Origin of the sequence: Herbidospora daliensis (genome assembly GCF_001570585.1) — a bacterium.
GTDB lineage: Bacteria > Actinomycetota > Actinomycetes > Streptosporangiales > Streptosporangiaceae > Herbidospora > Herbidospora daliensis.
The window spans coordinates 695685-710628 of sequence record NZ_BBXF01000001.1 but is presented as its reverse complement, the minus strand read 5'-3'; the positions used below and the strand labels follow the sequence as shown (position 1 = coordinate 710628).

Annotated in this window: 14 protein-coding genes; 7 read left to right on the top strand and 7 right to left on the bottom strand. The window is 69.9% G+C overall.

From position 1 onward, the window contains the following. Positions 1 to 78: 78 nt before the first annotated feature. Both AW274_RS02640 and AW274_RS02635 read right to left on the bottom strand, forming a co-directional pair. Positions 79 to 1950, bottom strand: a complete 1872-nt coding sequence (locus AW274_RS02640) for a ricin-type beta-trefoil lectin domain protein (RefSeq protein ID WP_062428960.1) — start codon at positions 1948 to 1950, stop codon at positions 79 to 81. Positions 1951 to 2066: 116 nt separating this feature from the next. Next, positions 2067 to 3095, bottom strand: coding sequence for a LacI family DNA-binding transcriptional regulator (locus tag AW274_RS02635; RefSeq protein ID WP_062428958.1), 1029 nt, complete (start codon positions 3093 to 3095; stop codon positions 2067 to 2069). Positions 3096 to 3151: 56 nt separating this feature from the next. On the opposite strand from AW274_RS02635, the gene AW274_RS02630 reads away from it, so the two are divergent. Further along, positions 3152 to 4045, top strand: coding sequence for a GNAT family N-acetyltransferase (locus tag AW274_RS02630; protein WP_062428956.1), 894 nt, complete (start codon positions 3152 to 3154; stop codon positions 4043 to 4045). A gap of 74 nt (positions 4046 to 4119) precedes the next feature. Then, positions 4120 to 4686, top strand: coding sequence for a hypothetical protein (locus AW274_RS02625; RefSeq protein ID WP_157519731.1), 567 nt, complete (start codon positions 4120 to 4122; stop codon positions 4684 to 4686). Between the two features lie 7 nt (positions 4687 to 4693). Here AW274_RS02625 and AW274_RS02620 read toward each other — a convergent pair whose 3' ends face one another. Further along, positions 4694 to 6013, bottom strand: coding sequence for an MFS transporter (locus AW274_RS02620; protein ID WP_198168987.1), 1320 nt, complete (start codon positions 6011 to 6013; stop codon positions 4694 to 4696). 67 nt (positions 6014 to 6080) lie between these two features. Here AW274_RS02620 and AW274_RS02615 point away from each other — a divergent pair, with 67 nt between their 5' ends. Both AW274_RS02615 and AW274_RS02610 read left to right on the top strand, forming a co-directional pair. After that, positions 6081 to 6920 (top strand): helix-turn-helix transcriptional regulator, encoded by an 840-nt coding sequence (locus AW274_RS02615; protein ID WP_062428952.1) that lies wholly within the window; start codon positions 6081 to 6083, stop codon positions 6918 to 6920. A 49-nt stretch (positions 6921 to 6969) separates the two neighbouring features. Continuing rightward, positions 6970 to 8004, top strand: coding sequence for a hypothetical protein (locus AW274_RS02610; RefSeq protein WP_157519730.1), 1035 nt, complete (start codon positions 6970 to 6972; stop codon positions 8002 to 8004). A gap of 2 nt (positions 8005 to 8006) precedes the next feature. Here AW274_RS02610 and AW274_RS02605 read toward each other — a convergent pair whose 3' ends face one another. Both AW274_RS02605 and AW274_RS02600 read right to left on the bottom strand, forming a co-directional pair. Then, entirely contained in the window at positions 8007 to 9152 is a 1146-nt protein-coding gene (locus AW274_RS02605) for a hypothetical protein (protein WP_157519729.1), read from the bottom strand. Positions 9153 to 9219: 67 nt separating this feature from the next. Continuing rightward, positions 9220 to 11319 carry a M6 family metalloprotease domain-containing protein gene (locus AW274_RS02600; protein WP_062428947.1) on the bottom strand — a complete coding sequence of 700 codons (2100 nt, stop codon included), beginning with the start codon at positions 11317 to 11319 and terminating at the stop codon, positions 9220 to 9222. A 110-nt stretch (positions 11320 to 11429) separates the two neighbouring features. Here AW274_RS02600 and AW274_RS02595 point away from each other — a divergent pair, with 110 nt between their 5' ends. Both AW274_RS02595 and AW274_RS02590 read left to right on the top strand, forming a co-directional pair. Next, a complete protein-coding gene (locus AW274_RS02595; RefSeq protein ID WP_062428945.1) occupies positions 11430 to 12215 on the top strand; it encodes a phosphotransferase in 786 nt (261 codons plus the stop codon). Position 12216: 1 nt separating this feature from the next. Then, the gene (locus AW274_RS02590; RefSeq protein ID WP_083973783.1) at positions 12217 to 12579 is read left to right on the top strand and encodes a DUF2203 domain-containing protein; all 363 of its coding nucleotides are present in this window, start codon (positions 12217 to 12219) and stop codon (positions 12577 to 12579) included. Here AW274_RS02590 and AW274_RS39975 read toward each other — a convergent pair. Further along, on the bottom strand, positions 12576 to 12980 hold the full coding sequence (locus AW274_RS39975; RefSeq protein ID WP_157519727.1) for a hypothetical protein: 405 nt from the start codon (positions 12978 to 12980) through the stop codon (positions 12576 to 12578). The two genes, AW274_RS02590 and AW274_RS39975, sit on opposite strands and share 4 nt — an antisense overlap. A gap of 42 nt (positions 12981 to 13022) precedes the next feature. After that, positions 13023 to 13892, bottom strand: a complete 870-nt coding sequence (locus AW274_RS02580; protein WP_062428939.1) for a sirohydrochlorin chelatase — start codon at positions 13890 to 13892, stop codon at positions 13023 to 13025. A 70-nt stretch (positions 13893 to 13962) separates the two neighbouring features. Here AW274_RS02580 and AW274_RS02575 point away from each other — a divergent pair, with 70 nt between their 5' ends. Further along, the gene (locus AW274_RS02575; RefSeq protein WP_062428938.1) at positions 13963 to 14919 is read left to right on the top strand and encodes a ribokinase; all 957 of its coding nucleotides are present in this window, start codon (positions 13963 to 13965) and stop codon (positions 14917 to 14919) included. Positions 14920 to 14944: the final 25 nt, after the last annotated feature.

Here is a 14944-nt window from a genome sequence, read left to right as displayed (position 1 = left end):
ATCCGGTGGTCAAGGCCGGACGCGAAGATGGCCGGACCCCCCGAGGTCCGGCCACCCCTTCACACCCCATTCAGATGGCTAGGCGTTCCACTTCTGATTGGCCGTGCCGCCGCAGGTCCAGATCTGCAGCCGGGTCCCGTCGGCGCTGGAGTTGCCCGTGGCGTCGGCGCACTTGCCGGACACCGGGTTCACCAGGTCCCGGCCGGAGGTGTACGTCCACTGCTGGTTGGCGGTGCCGCCGCACGTCCACAACTGGAGTTGCGCGCCGTTGGCGGTGCTCTGCCCGGTGACGTCGAGGCACTTGCCGAAGGCGCGGATGGTGCCGTCGCCGGGGCGGGTCCACTGCTGGGCGGCGGTGCCGTTGCAGGTGTAGAGCTGCACCGCCGCGCCGTTGGCCGTGCTGGCCCCGGCGACGTCGACGCACTTGCCGCCCAGGCCGGTGATCTGGCCGGTGGTGCCGCCCCCGCCGCCGCTCTGGGTGCCGGTCCAGGTGAAGGTGGCGGTGGTCCGGGCCGGGAGGGTGTAGGTGAAGGCCTGGTTGCCCCAGTTGACGCGCACCGACTGCGACGAGGTGGTGCCGTTGTGGGCGATCAGGGCCTTGGTGCCGTCGGTGTTCTTCCAGGCCACGTTCTGGACGGTGCCGTTGGCGGTCGAGTCGACGCGGGCCGCGCCGGGCTTGACGAACTTGGTCAGGTGACCGGTCGTGTAGTACTCGATCGTGTTGTCGACCTGGCCGGCGCGGGAGCCGCCCTCCTGGACGGTGACCAGGCCGGTGCAGACGTCGCAGCCGCCGTTGTGCGGGCCCATCGACTGGTTGAGCGCGAGCGACCACTTGACGATGCTCTTCGACCAGTTCCGGGTGTAGTTCACGATGTCCGACATGTCTTCGTTGTGCTGGTTGCCGATCCAGGTGCCGCCCGAGTGCTCCGTCGAGAACTGGTTCACGTTCGGATACTGGTTGTGCACCTGCGTGCCGACGTTCGGGTCGCCGAAGTAGCCGTGCCAGGCGATGCCGGCGAACAGCGGGTCGTTGCGCACCGCCGGGTCGGCCAGCAGGCCGGCGCCGATCTGGTTGTAGTCGCCGTAGTTCCAGTCGTGCACCATCACCTTGGTGCTGATGCCGGCCGCCCGGAACGCCGGGTAGATGTGGTTCTTGGTCAGCTCGACCAGGCCGGAGGAGTTCCAGCTCATGCCGGGGTAGTTCATCGCGGTCGGGTTGCCCGCCTGGCAGCAGTTGGGCTCGTTCTGGACCGAGACGTAGTCGACCGGCACGCCGATCGCCTGGTAGCTCTGGATGTACTTGACGAAGTACTGGGCGTACATCGAGTAATACTGCGACTGGAGCCAGCCCATCTGGTCCATCCGGCCGTTGTCCTTCATCCAGCCGGGGGCGCTCCACGGCACGCCCTTCACCCGCAGTTGCGGGTTGAGCTGCTTGGCCTGCTGGGTGAGCAGCCGCACGTTGGTGTCGTAGCCGTTGGCGCCGAAGTCGTTGAGGTTGCAGCAGGTGTCGTCGAGCGACACGTTGCCCGGCCGGGACAGGTCGGATGCCCCGATCGGGTTGCGCACGAACGACAGGCCGATGCCGTCGACCGGGTGGAACAGGCGGCGCATCACCGCGTCGCGGGTGGCCGCGCTGATCGCGCCGCCGCGGAACAGGTGGGCGGTGGTGTCGGTGATCGACGCGCCGCCGCCCTCGAAGGTCTGGTACGTCGTGTTCTCGTTGACCGTGATCGTGTGGGTGGCCCCGCCGGCGGTGGTGCTGAAGGTGACGGGCGACTGCTGCTGGAGGCCGCGGGTGACGTTCCGGCCGCCCCCGTCGGAGGTGGTGGTGAGCCAGACGTTGACGGTCTCGTTGGCGGCGTACGCGGCGGGAGCGGCCGTCAGTAACGCCGCGGTGGTGGCGAGGGCGGCGCCGATCGCGACGGCCCGGCGAAGGGGAGGTGACACCGTTGATTCCTTTCGCGGTCCGCGGGACGCCGGCTGGCGGACCATGTAACAAATGAAACAGGAAAGAAACCTTGCTGTGCGCCACAGCACAACACGCACGACAAATCCTGTCAAGCTCAGTGTGAAACAGCTGGAACAGCCGGGACCGGTCCAGTGGATCCACGCACGACCAGCTCGGCGCCCAGCGACACGTGCAGCGCCTCGACGGCCTGCCGGCCGAGGATCCGCATGAGCAGGGTGACCGCCGTGCGGCCCATCTCCTGCAGGGGCTGACGCACCGTGGTCAGGGCCGGGCTCGTCGCGCGGCTCACGTCGATGTCGTCGAAACCGGCGATCGACAGGTCGCCCGGGATCGACAGGCCGCGCTCGGCGGCGGCCCACATCGCGCCGACGGCCATCTTGTCGTTGAACGCCACCAGCGCCGTCGGCCGCTCGGGCAGGTCGAGCAGCTCGGCCGCGGCCCGGTGCCCGTTGCGCGTGTTCGGCTCGACCACCGCCCGGGTCAGCTCCGGCGCCGGCAGCACGCCCGCCCCGGCCAGCGCGGCGGTGTACCCGGCCAGCCGCGCCTCGGCGGCCAGCCACTCGACCGGCCCGCCGATGATGCCGACCCGGCGGTGGCCCAGGCCCACCAGGTGGGCCATCACGGCCCGGCCCCCGGCGAAGTGGGCGGCCGACACGGCGGCCATGTCCTTGGCGGGCGGGGTGCGCGGGTCGACGACCACGAACGGGAAACCCCGGTCGCGGAGCCGTACAAGGACCGAAGGCTCTTCCGGAGGCAGGATCAGGATCGCGCCCGCGATCCCTGAGCGGCCCGGCAGGGATTCGAGCGTCTCGGCCGGCTGGGCGGCCTCGCCCGCGTTCAGGATCAGCTGGCGGCCGTGCAGGTCGATGGTCTCGGCGACCGACGACACGATGAGGCCGAAGTAGTCGGTCAGCAGGTAGGGGCAGCGCACGAACACCGCCCCGGCGGCCTGCTCGGCGCGCGGCCGGGGCGCCTGGTCACCGAGGCGGCCGACGGCCGCGAGCACCAGCTCACGGGTGTGCGGCGCGACGTTGGCCTGCCCGTTGAGCACCCGCGAGACGGTGGCGATGGACAACCCGGTCGCCGCCGCGACGTCCCGGACCGTCGCCCGGTCTCTGCCCATACCGTCTCCAATGAATTCACAAGCCCCTGACAAGCGCGCAATCCTATAAAAGAGCCATGGAACTCACCCGGCCGAAACCGGCGGACGCGCAGGCGATCTTCGACCTGATCGCCGAACTCGACACGGCGGTGGTCGGCCGCCCCGACTCCACCCTCGACGACATCGCCGACCTGCTCGTCGACCCCGACTTCGACCCGGCGACCGACGGCTGGCTCTGCTTCGAGGACGGCCGCCTGACCGGCTTCGGCCAGGCCATGCGCAAGGGCCGCACCGACGAGGTCATGCTCGACGTGCGCGCCCGCACCCCCGGCGCGGCCGAGGCGTTGTGGGAGCGGGTCCTCGGCCGCTTCACCGGCGTCACCGCCGAAATCGGGGTGTACGCCCAGGACGCCGCCCAGCGGCGGGCCGTCGAGTCGCGCGGCTTCACCTACGCGACCACCTTCCACCGCATGCGCGTCGACCACACCGAGCAGCCCGAGGTGCTGTTCCTGCCCGGCGTCACCGTGGAGGCCGCCGCCTTCGACAAGGAACCCCTGCTCCGCGACGTCCACCGCGTGCTGGAACTCGGCTTCGCCGAGCACTTCGGCGCCTACGAGCGCACCTACGACGAGTGGTACGAGGCGCGCGAGGCGTCCAGCAGCAACGACTGGAGTCAGCTGCTGCTCGCCCGCGTGCACGGCAAGCCGGCCGCCGCCCTCATGGGCACCGACAACTTCGTGCCCGACGAGAACTGCGGCTACGTCCAGCGCCTGGCGGTGCTCCCCGGCCACCGCGGCCGGGGCCTCGGCAAGCTGCTGCTCAGCCGCGCCTTCGCCGCCGACTACCGGCGCGGCCGGGTCGGCACCATCCTCGACGTCGACACCAACAACGTGACGCCCGCCCTGGGCCTCTACACGTCGATGGGCATGCGGCCCTACATGGCCCTCGACATCTGGCGGGCCCGCCTCTAGCGACCGCGACCCTGGGGCCGGACGGCGAAAAGTCCAGGGTCAACAGCAGGGGGCGCGGTGGCGACAATGCGGGCATGAGATCGATGCGCTCAGCCTTACGCCTGTTCGCGGCGGCGGTCCTCACGACCGCGCTGCTCCCGGCCGCCCCGGCGTCCGCCGGGATCTGGCAGTTGACCGACGGCTTCGAGTCCCCGCCGCCCGCCCGCCTGAGGTGGGCGAGCACCGACCCGGAGATCTGCGGCACACCCTCGTGGAGCGGCTGGGGGTTGACGCCGCGTTCGGGAAGCGGGCTCGCCCACATCTACGCGCTGGATCAGGGAGAGTGGTGCTCGATCAGGCGGACGATCCAGCTCACGCCGGTGTCCGCCCACCCGGGCGCGCGGTGCGGCCTGGGCGTCTGGGCCAACGTGACCGGCCGGAACGTCTTCCTGAACGTCGAGGTCATCGACCCGGACACGTGGACGTACATCGCGTTCGCCCAGCTCACCCCCGACGGGACGCGGAACTACCGGCAGGTGACGGCGGGCTGGACCGCCCGGCGCACCGACGTCGTGGTCAGGTTCGCCATCGTGAACCCGGCGGGCTCGGGGTCGACCGCGGCGTCGGACATCGACGACCTCGTGGTGCAGTGCTCCTACTAGCGGGCCCCTACCGAAGCCACCTGGCCGCGACGGCGGACGCGAGCGCGGTCGCGGCCAGGCCCGTCATCGTGACCGAGATCGACCCGCCGCTGAGGAACAGCGTCCCGAACGCGGCGACCCCCACGACCTGACCCAACTGCAGCATCATCGCGAGCAGGCCGCTGGCGTCCGGCGCGTCGGCGGGCGCCACCCGGGCCAGCGCGACCGTCATGAGCGGGCTGAACGCCCCCGCCATCCCGGCCCCGACCACCGCCAGCACGACCAGCAGGTACGGCAGCCCGTGCCCGCCCCCGGAGAACACCCCGGCCAGCGCGACCAGCCCGAGCGCCACGACCAAGAAGGCCGAGACGATCAGCCGCCGGTGCAACCGGGCGGGCACCCGCTTCCAGTTGAGGCTCACCACCGCGAACGCCGCCGCCATCGGCACGAAGGTCAGCCCCGCCCGCAGCGGGGAGTCGTGCAGGTCGTTCTGCAGGTGCAGGGCGTTGGAGAACAGGAATCCGCCGTACACGGCCATCGCCCCGAAGATCGCGACCCCCGCCGCCACGAGCCCGGGAACCCGGAGCAGCCGCCCCGGGATGAGCGGATGCGCGGCCCGGCGCTGGATCACCACGAACCCGGCGAAGACCAGCGCGCCCGCGACCATGACCACCCAGCCGCGCTCGAGCACGAGCGGCACCACGACCAGGCTCGTCGCCAGCGACAGCGTGAACAGCCCCGGCAGGTCGAGCCCCCGCCCCGGCCGGGGTTCGTCGGCGGGCAGGTTCCGCGCGCCCAGCCACAGCAGCGCCGCCCCGATGGGCACGTTGACCAGGAAGATCGGCCGCCACGAGCTGCCGAACAGGTCGAGCGTGACGAGCAGCCCGCCGAGGATCTGCCCGGCGACCGCCGCGAGGGAGATGACCGCGGCGTAGATCCCCAGCGCGCGGGCCCGCCCCTCCTGCGGAATGCCGACCTGGATGAGACTGAGCACCTGCGGCACCATCAGGGCGGCTCCCGCGCCCTGAAGCAACCGGAAGACGACGAGCGCGGCCGCGCCCGGGGCCAGCCCGCAGAGCAGCGACGCCACGGTGAACACGGCGAGCCCGGCGAGGAACCACCGCCGATACCCCGACCGCCCGCCGAGCCGGGCCCCGGTGACGAGCAGCATCGCGTACGCGATCGTGTACCCCGCCACGATCAGCTGGAGCTCCGCTCCGGACGCGGCCAGGTCGGACTGGATGGTGGGCGCGGCGACGTTGACGATCGACACGTCGAGGATCGCCATGAACTGACCGGTCAGGATCAGCCCCAGAAGGGGCCGCGACCGGTTAACGACAAGGGTCATGACGAGTAGAGTGACGCGACGCTCATCCAGTTACTAAGAGCCTGCTTATCCTGGTATTGGGGGCACCATGGTGCGTGGAGAACTCGCCGCCTTCCTGAAGAACCGCCGTGCCCGCATCACCCCCGAAGACGTGGGCCTGCCACCCGGCACCCGCCGCCGCACCCCCGGCCTGCGCCGCGAGGAGGTCGCCCAGCTGGCCGGGGTCGGCGTGACCTGGTACACGTGGCTGGAACAGGGCCGCCCGATCAACGTCTCGGGCCAGGTCCTCGACGCGGTGGCCCGCACCCTCCAGCTCGACGCGACCGAACGCGAACACCTCTACCGCCTGGCCGACGTCCCCGGCGGCGCGGCCGGCGACCCCGACGAGGCCGACCTCGACCCCGCGGTCAGGGTCATCCTCGACGGCCTGGCCCCGCTCCCGGCGGCCGTCTACAACGCCCGCTACGACTTGCTGGCCTGGAACGAGTCGTACGCCGCCCTGTTCTGCCGCCTGGTGACCGTGCCGCGCTGCGAGCGCAACGCGTTGTGGCAGATGCTGAACGGCCCCGGCTGCTGCGCGGTCATGATGAACCGCGAGGAGGAACTGCCGCAGATGGTCGCGACCTTCCGGGCGGCGTACGGGCGGCACCTGGGCGAACCGGCCTGGACGACCTTCATCGACCGGCTGACGATGGAGAGCGCGGAGTTCGCCCGGATGTGGGCGGCGCATGACGTGGCCCGGTCGTGGCGGCGGACCAAGATCATGAAGCATCCGGCTGTGGGACTGCTGAACCTGATCAGCACGAGCCTGGCGCTGGGCGCGCCGGCGGAGTCACGGATCGTGGTCTACACACCGGCCGACGAGACGAGCCGGGCCAACGTGGAATGGCTCTACGAACATAAACCGGGATTGGACCATGAACACTGACGAGAATCAGCCGTTAACGTGATCCGGAAAGTATTCCGGAGGATTGACGATGAACGCCTGGAGACGGCCGACGGCCATTCTCGTATTATCCGTGACCTTGACGGCGGCCGCGTCGGGAAGCGGGCCTGAACGTGCCGCGCGTTACGCTTACGCGACGTCCAAAAATATCATGATTGCACCGAATCGCATTCTAGGGGTGGTTCCGGGGGAATGGACGGTCCGGCAACTGCAATGGTCGCCGGACGGCAGCCGACTGGCCTGGCTGATGACCAGGGACTCCGGCAAGGTCAGCCAGATCGGTCTCGCCTCGACGCGCGTCGGCGGCGCCACTCGTACGTGGGCCTGCGTGTGTGACCGCATCGCGTTCCACGGCCACCTGCTGGTCTCCGATGACCCGGGTGCGGAGAATGCCGAACTGCTCACCTATCCGCTGACCGGCGACGTAGGACGGCTGACCCTCTCGGAGGGCAACTGGCCGCCACTGGTGATCGTCGGCGCGTCCACCCGGCCCGACGGCGTCGTGCTGCGCGAGAATTCGGAGTTCTCCGGGGGTCCTCAGCGGATGTATCGCCTGTCATCGGACGGGCGCTTCTGGCCTCTCGCGGTCAGCAGTGGGTCCCGGCCACCGGCCGGGGCGGCGTTCGACCACGAGGGCAGCCGCATGGCCTACATCGCCCAAGGCCACGGCGGGATCTGCAACAACACCGGCACCCCGGTGGTGGTCGACCTCAAGTCGGGCCGGCAACTCACCGTGGCACCGCCACAGGTGGCGGGGAACCGACGATGGCACACCCGGGCCGTCTGGTTCGATCGGCGCGGAGAGGTGTACGCATCGCTAATCCTGGGCCCCGCCTGCGCTGACCCACGGGTGCGGCAGGTCGAGCCGGAGGTGTACCGGCTCCGCGGCGACCGGTGGACTCCCACGGGAGAGCGGGCGATCCGCCAGGATCACGGGCCTGACGGCCGACGGCTGGACGTCGTGGGCCGGGTCGCGGTGGACGCCGTGGGCATCGTCGACTCCGGAGCGCTCACTCTCGAACCCGGGGGCGTCCGTGGCGTCACGGCCGTCGCCTGGTCTCCCTGAGGTCACCAAGCGGGGTTTCGGGGCTGCCACCGGCCGTCTGCGGTCCGCTTGCCCCGGGCCCAGCCGACGCTTTTGTTCCAGAGCCCGCCGAAGTAGACGTCGCGATATCCGGCGAAGTCGGCGCCCTTGGCATGGCCGGTCAACCGGAACGGCTGGCCGTTGTTGTCAATGGTGGTCTGGGAGATCTCCCCGTTGGAGAGCGTCTCGATCCGGATGACGTATGTGCAGTAGAACCGGGTGACCTGGGCGTACACCCGGAAAGTGACGGGCTCGTCCTTCTCCAGACGGACGTCCTTGGCCTCCTTGAGGAAGACGCCGCGCATTTCGATCTTTCCCTCTTCGTCCTCGACCGGGTGGCCCAGTTCGTCCACCACCACGGAGGCCGCTTCGGGATTCGGCCGGTCGAGGTCGAAGCCGACCTTGGCGATCTCGGTGATCCCCTGGTTGGGGTTGGTCAAGTACGACCCGTTCAGCGGCTCCTCGCAGGTGGAGATCGCTCTCATGCCCACCAGCGTCACGGGCGTGACGTGGTTGCCCTTGATGACGATCCGCGTTTCGGTCTGCCCGACGTAGACGCCGCCTTTGGCCAGGATCCAGGCGTCGTCGTCTTCGGCCGCATCCCACTCCCGCAACTGGGCGGGGGTGAGGGCCAGTGGTTCGCGGGTGGCCCACACGTTGGAGTCGTCGTTGGGTTCGATCCGGACGAGGTCCACCTTGATCGGCGGCTGTCGACTGCTGGTCTGCGACGGCGATGGCGACGGTGAGGGGGGCGGCACGGGTTTGTCATCGGAGTCGAAGGGGACCGCCGCGAGACCCGCCGCCCCGGCGCAGATCAATCCGACATTCGCGATGACGACCGGGATCCTCCGCTGATCTTTCAGCGCGTAGATGATGAGCCCGATTCCTGTGAGCGCCGCCCCGGCGAAGACCACACGCAGAACGGGGGACCAATCGGCGATTCCGGCCCATAAGAATCCGCCTATTCCGGTCACCGCCAGAATTCCCCCGCCGACTATCCTTCCGGTCTTCGGCTTCGGCGCAGGTCGCTTCTTTCTGGCGGGCATCTCGAATTCCCTTCGGGTGGTGATCGAAGGGAATGACGCGCGGGTCGTGATTCGCGTTGACGCCGAATCGAGCTGGAGCTCCATTTTAATCGCAGAGAAAAGGGCGGCCCCTGGGGAGAAGGGCCGCCCTGGTCTCAATCCGGCGAGACGACTACCGGCCGATGGCCAGGCAGGTCGCCGTAGCCTTCTTCGTCGGGTCGCTCTCCGAGGTCGCGGTCAGCTTGATCGTCGCCAGCAGGCTGCCGCCCTTGGCGCGGATCGCGTGGACCGGCACCGTCACCGTCTTGCCGAACTCGGCCGAGGTCAGGAAGTTCGGCACGTTGACCGACCAGCCCTTGCCGTTCACCGAGGTCGACAGGCGGTAGACGTCGCTCTTCGCGTACGCCGACACGTCCTCCGGGTGCGCCGCGGCAGAGGTCGCGGACTTGCCGGTGTTGGTCAGCGGGAACTTGCAGGTCGCCATGCCGTCGCCCAGGGTGATGCCGGCCGAGGGCAGGACGCGGACGCCGCGCTTCTGCGGGCCCGAGCCGTCGAGCGAGCGCACGGCCACCTTGTACGACAACGTCCCGTCCTTCGCCCGACGAAGGTCCAGGACGTAGAAGTGCAGCCGGTTGGCCTCGTCCTTGAACTCGTACTCCGAACCGCTGTCGGCGCCGGCCTTGAACAGGGCGTCGGAGAGCTGGCGGTAGTCGCCGATCGTGATCGGGACGGCGGTGCCGTCGGGCAGGACGTAGTCGGTCATGCCGATGTCCTGCGGGTTGGCGTCCACGACCCACTCGAACGGCGCGGAGTCCTGGTCCTTGGTCTTGGCGATCAGGACGCCCGAGTCGGGCGTGAACGAGTCGGCGCCCATGCGGTCGACGACCTCGACGGTGTAGTTGTTGTAGTTGCCGCCGTCGCACAGCGGGTCGGTCTGCCACTGGCAGGCGGGGGACTTGTCGCCGCTCTGGAAGGCGATGTTGACGCCCGACAGGCCCTTGGCGCCGGGCTGGACGGCGCGGGCGGTCACGTCGGCGACGACCAGGCCCGACTCGTCGAGCTGGTCACGGTTGAGGCGCAGCACGTTCTGCTCGTCGACCATGTTCAGCTTGATCTTGTTGCGCAGCATGTGCTGGGCGCCCATCGAGCCGCCGCCGGTCGGCGGGATCAGCCAGCGGCTGTGCGGGCCGCCAGGGCCGTTGAAGCTGCCCCGGCTGAGCATCTCCCAGATGCCGGTGTACGCCCGGCGTACCGGCACCCCATAGGGGTTGTTGTAGTTGTCGGCGATGCCGAAGATGTGCGACAGCTCGTGGGCGTAGACGCCCATGCCAGAGCTCTCGGCCTGGACCGAGTCGACGCCGAAGCGGGCGTTCGGCCAGAAGGTGGAGCCGGCCTGCCAGGAGGTCCAGTCGACGTAGCGGGTGGCCGACCAGTTGGGCAGGGCGGGGTCGTCGGGACCGAACTCGTCGGTCACGTCCTCCTTGGTCGGGAACTTCATCATCCCGAACTCCTGCCAGGTCGACGACTCGTCCTGGCCCGCGCTCAGGTAGAAGACGAAGTCGAACTGGTCGGCGACCTCCTGGCCGACGCCGGCGAGCCACGCGGCGTTGCCGTCGTTGCGCAGGTTCTTGTTGCACGAGTCGCCCGCCGGGCACGCGGCGCGCTGGTACTCCAGCGCGTACTCGTGGTCCTTGCCCGGCATCTGGTACGGGCCGAAGCCGGTGAGCTCGACGCCGATGCGGCCGCCCGAGTCCTCCATCCAGTACTCGTGGATGGTGTGGCCCTTGTTCAGGTCGTTCGGCGTGTTCAGGAAGTCCTGGTAGAACTTGGCGACCTGGTCACGCGGGATGTCGTGGGCCTGCGCCGACGGGTTCTTGAACACCGTCGAGCCCTGCGGCTGCGTCACCACGAACGGCTGGTTCGGGTAGTCGAGCAGGACCAGAGCGCCCTTGAAGGTGCGGTCGCTGCCCTTGACGTTCGGGTCGTTCCACGACGTGCCGGGGGGCTTCTTGTAGTCCGACCACGTCATGTGGTCGGGGTTCTCCCAGTTCTGCGGGTCGATCGGCTTCGGCATGTCCGAGTGGCCGCCGAGCGTCCGCAGCGCGGAGGCCGGCTCGTCCTGCTGCCACGGCTGGGTCTGGGGCCAGTGGTCGTACCGCCACGGGGTCTCCGTGTCGGGGAGGGGTTCTGCGGCGAACGCTTGGGTGGCGTTCGCTAAGGCGAGGGGTGCGAGCAGCGCTGCCGCGACCAGCAGCCTGAGGGGGCGTTTCATAAAATGTCACGTTATATAAGCGCGTTTGGTGGATCAACCGTCACTCTGTTAGTACTCGTGTCATGCTCACGCCTCCCCGGGAACTCCCAGCCGATCTTCTCCGGACTGTGATGCGGGAGTCATGGAACCTGGACATTCCCGGCCTCGACTACCTGCCGCTGGGCTTCGGCAGCCACCACTGGAAGGCCGGCGACGACTGGTTCGTGACCGCCGACGACAAGCCCCACGACGCGCTGGCGGCCGCCCTCGGCGCGGTTCCGCCCTCCGTCGGGGTCGCGCCCGCCGCTCCTCTGGTGACCGTCGGGCGGTGGACGCTCCAGCTCTACCCGTACCTGACCGGAGAGAGCTTCGAATGGGGCGAGTTCAGCTCCCCCGAGCACCGCGCCGCGACCCTGCGCATGGTCCGCGAGGTGCACCGGTCGCCGGTCTGTCAGGCCCGTTTTGACACGTTCCAGATCCCCGGCCGCGACTCGGTGCTGGCCTTCACCCCGGGTGAGGGCCCGTTCGGGGCGCGCGCCGCCGACCTGCTCGCCGGCCGCGCCGAGGTGCTGAAAGAGCACTTCGGCCGGTACGACTCCCTCGTCCACGACGCCCTGAAGATGCGTGACCGGATGGTGCTCACGCACGGCGAGCCCCATCCGGGCAACACGATGCGCACCCGCGACGGCTGGCGGCTCATCGACTGGGACACCGCCCTGATCAGCCACCCCGAGCGCGACCTGTGGCTGCTGGGCGAGACCGAGGGCACGCTTTCGTGGCTGCTCGACCTCTACCGGCTGCGCTGGCGGCTCAACGACGTCGCCGTCGAGGCGACGAGGTTCACGCGGCCCCACGGAGACGGCGACGACGACGCGTTCGGCTGGACGATCCTCCGCGACACCGTGAATGATCTCTGACATGGACCGAACCTTCGACCTCGACGAGGCCGACGCCCTCATGCCCGAGGTGCTGGCCCGCGCGATCGTGCTCGTCGACCTGCGGGCCGATCTGGCCGAGCTGACGCTCGACCTGCGCGCCTCCGGCCACTCCCGGCTGGGCGGGCTGGCCGAGTCGAAGGCGTACGAGGCGCGGCTGGCAGAGACGATCGGGTGGTTCACCGAGACCGGCATCGAGGTGAAGGGCCTGGCGCCGTTCCTGATCGACTTCCCGTCGGTGCTCGACGGCGAGTCGGTCCGGTTGTGCTGGCTGGAGGGCGAGTCGTCGTTGTCGTGGTACCACCTGACCACGCTCGGCTTCGCCGGCCGCCGTCGGCTGCCCTAGCCCCCTTGCGTCCAGATGGTCTTCCACTTCGAGCACTTGTTGACGGGCTTCTTGGCGGTGCCGCGGCAGACCTGGGCGCGGATCTGGAGCACGCCGCCCAGGTTCTTCCTGAACGTGCCGGTGCCGGTGACGCAGTTGTAGATGCCGTGCGTCCGCCACTTGCCGTTGGTGGCGCTCATGGACCTGATCAGGAGCCAGGAGCAGGTGCGGCCGTGGGAGTCGTCGAGGTTGCCGGAGACGTGGTGGCCCGACTGGCCGACGGTGATCTTGCCCCAGGCGGTGGCCCAGCCGTCGGTGGAGTGGATGCCGCCCCACTTCCAGGTGGTGGGGGCGGCGTGGGCCGGGGTGGCGGTCAGGGTCAGCGCGGCGGCCGCGACGGCCGTGAGGATACGTCGTTTCACGTCCCCCATTGGAGCCGGGCCGACTTGTGACCGGCTTGCGGCCTAGTGGGGGTCGTCTTCGGTGAGTTCCTCGTCGTAGTCGGGGTCGAGGCTGCCCCAGACGGTGCCGTAGCGCAGGGTCACCAGGCGGCCGACCGCCTCGTGGGCGCCCAGGGGCGCGGCGCAGTTGTAGTTCTCGGTGAGAGCGCTCACCCGGTCGGCGTCGGCTTCCGGGCCGATGATGAACGGGGCCAGGGCGATGCGGGAGGCGCCGATGTTGCGCAGCCGCTCGGCCGCGTCGGCCACCGTCGGGCGGCCGTCGAAGGCGGCCGGGACGACCGGCAGGGCCAGCCGGGCGGCCAGCAGGACCGCCGTGGCGTCGGCGCCGCGGGCCGACTCGTCGCCGCCGACCGTGGCCACGATGATGCCGTCGACGGGCGAGGTGACGTTGAAGAGCCGGATGCGGTCGGCGCGGGCCAGGCCCTTCTCGGCGAGGCGGACGTGCAGGGCCTCGGCCAGCAGCGGGTGGGGGCCGAGCGGGTCGGTGACGACCACGTCGGCCTCGCTCTCGCGGGCGGCCTCGCGGACCGAACGCATGACGCGCGGGTGGGGGCCGGTGACGAGGGGTACCGTGATGGCGGCGTGGCCGTCGGAGGTGCGGGCGTTGCCGATGGCGGCGAATTCCTTGGCGAGGTCGGCCCCGCCGTCGCTGAGCGAGATCAGGCGCAGGTCGAGGGTCGGGTTGTCGACCCTGATCGTGGTCGCCAGTTCGGTCACGACGTCGTCGACCGCGCCCGGGACCGCGAGCACCAAGACGGGCGCGTCGGCGGGCAGCGTGACGGGCAGCGGGCGCCGGTGGCGGCCGCCTCCACCCGGGCGTGACGAGCGCTCCCGGGTGGGGAGCTTCGCCGGAACGTCATGACCTTCGTTCACACCGGCGGATTCTAGGACCTTACGGGCGAATTAGTGGAGTCGACGGGCCGAGTCGTTCGCAGAGGGGAGTATGGAATCCATGATCACTGTGTTCGGTAGCGCCAACATGGACCTCGTCGCGTACGTGAAAAAAGCCCCTGACCTGGGAGAAACTGTCACAGGCCGGGAATTCCGCACTATCTGTGGTGGAAAAGGGGCCAACCAAGCAATTGCATCGGCACTTGCGGGGGGAGACGTCCGGTTCGTCGGCGCGGTGGGCTCCGACGGGTTCGGCGCCGAGCTGCGCGCCGCGCTCGACCGGTCAGGTGTGGACACCGGGGGGCTGCGCACCGCCGAAGGGCCGTCGGGCGTCGCGCACATCGTCGTCGAGGACGGCGGGGCCAACTCGATCATCGTCGTCCCCGGCGCCAACGGGAAGGTGACCCCGGAGGACGCCCGGACCGTCTCCGGGACCGCTCCGCACGGCCGCTGCGCCGACTCGGGCGCCGAGGGCCGCGCGACGGACGCCCTCCTGCTCCAGCTGGAACTGCCCATGCCCGCCGTCGTCGCGGCGGCCCGGGCCTTCTCCGGGCTGGTGGTGCTGACGCCCGCGCCGGTCGTGCCGCTGCCGAGGGAGCTTCTGGACGCCGTGGGGCTTCTCCTGCCCAATGAGCACGAAGCTGCCGCCATCACCGGTCTCACAGCGCCGGAGGAGGCGCTGGAAGCGCTTCTGACGCTGGTTCCCGAGGTGGTGGTCACCCTTGGTGCCGACGGGGCGATCTACGGCTCACGGGACGGCTCACGCCTCCGGGTGCCCGGCCGCCCGGTCGAGGCGATCGACACGACCGCCGCCGGCGACACCTTCGCGGGGGCGTTCACGGTCGCCCGGACGGAGGGCCGTACCGCGAAGGAGGCCCTGGAGTTCGCCACCGCGGCCGCCGCGCTGTCGGTGCGGCGGCCCGGCGCGTCGACCTCGATGCCCACCCGGGCGGAGATCGACGCCGAAGCGGGACGCGGACGGCCGGAGGCCGGTCGTGGCTCGCGCTAGGAATCTGTCTCAAGAATTAAGGTGA

Bases quoted from the DNA above. Each gene is read 5' to 3' on its own strand.
- AW274_RS02575 (WP_062428938.1), top strand. From the start codon at position 13,963: ATGGAATCCATGATCACTGTGTTCGGTAGCGCCAACATGGACCTCGTC.
- AW274_RS02630 (WP_062428956.1), top strand. From the start codon at position 3,152: ATGGAACTCACCCGGCCGAAACCGGCGGACGCGCAGGCGATCTTCGAC.
- AW274_RS02620 (WP_198168987.1), bottom strand. From the start codon at position 6,013: ATGACCCTTGTCGTTAACCGGTCGCGGCCCCTTCTGGGGCTGATCCTG.
- AW274_RS02615 (WP_062428952.1), top strand. From the start codon at position 6,081: ATGGTGCGTGGAGAACTCGCCGCCTTCCTGAAGAACCGCCGTGCCCGC.
- AW274_RS02600 (WP_062428947.1), bottom strand. From the start codon at position 11,319: ATGAAACGCCCCCTCAGGCTGCTGGTCGCGGCAGCGCTGCTCGCACCC.
- AW274_RS02595 (WP_062428945.1), top strand. From the start codon at position 11,430: ATGCGGGAGTCATGGAACCTGGACATTCCCGGCCTCGACTACCTGCCG.
- AW274_RS02605 (WP_157519729.1), bottom strand. From the start codon at position 9,152: ATGGAGCTCCAGCTCGATTCGGCGTCAACGCGAATCACGACCCGCGCG.
- AW274_RS02610 (WP_157519730.1), top strand. From the start codon at position 6,970: ATGAACGCCTGGAGACGGCCGACGGCCATTCTCGTATTATCCGTGACC.
- AW274_RS02625 (WP_157519731.1), top strand. From the start codon at position 4,120: ATGAGATCGATGCGCTCAGCCTTACGCCTGTTCGCGGCGGCGGTCCTC.
- AW274_RS02635 (WP_062428958.1), bottom strand. From the start codon at position 3,095: ATGGGCAGAGACCGGGCGACGGTCCGGGACGTCGCGGCGGCGACCGGG.
- AW274_RS02590 (WP_083973783.1), top strand. From the start codon at position 12,217: ATGGACCGAACCTTCGACCTCGACGAGGCCGACGCCCTCATGCCCGAG.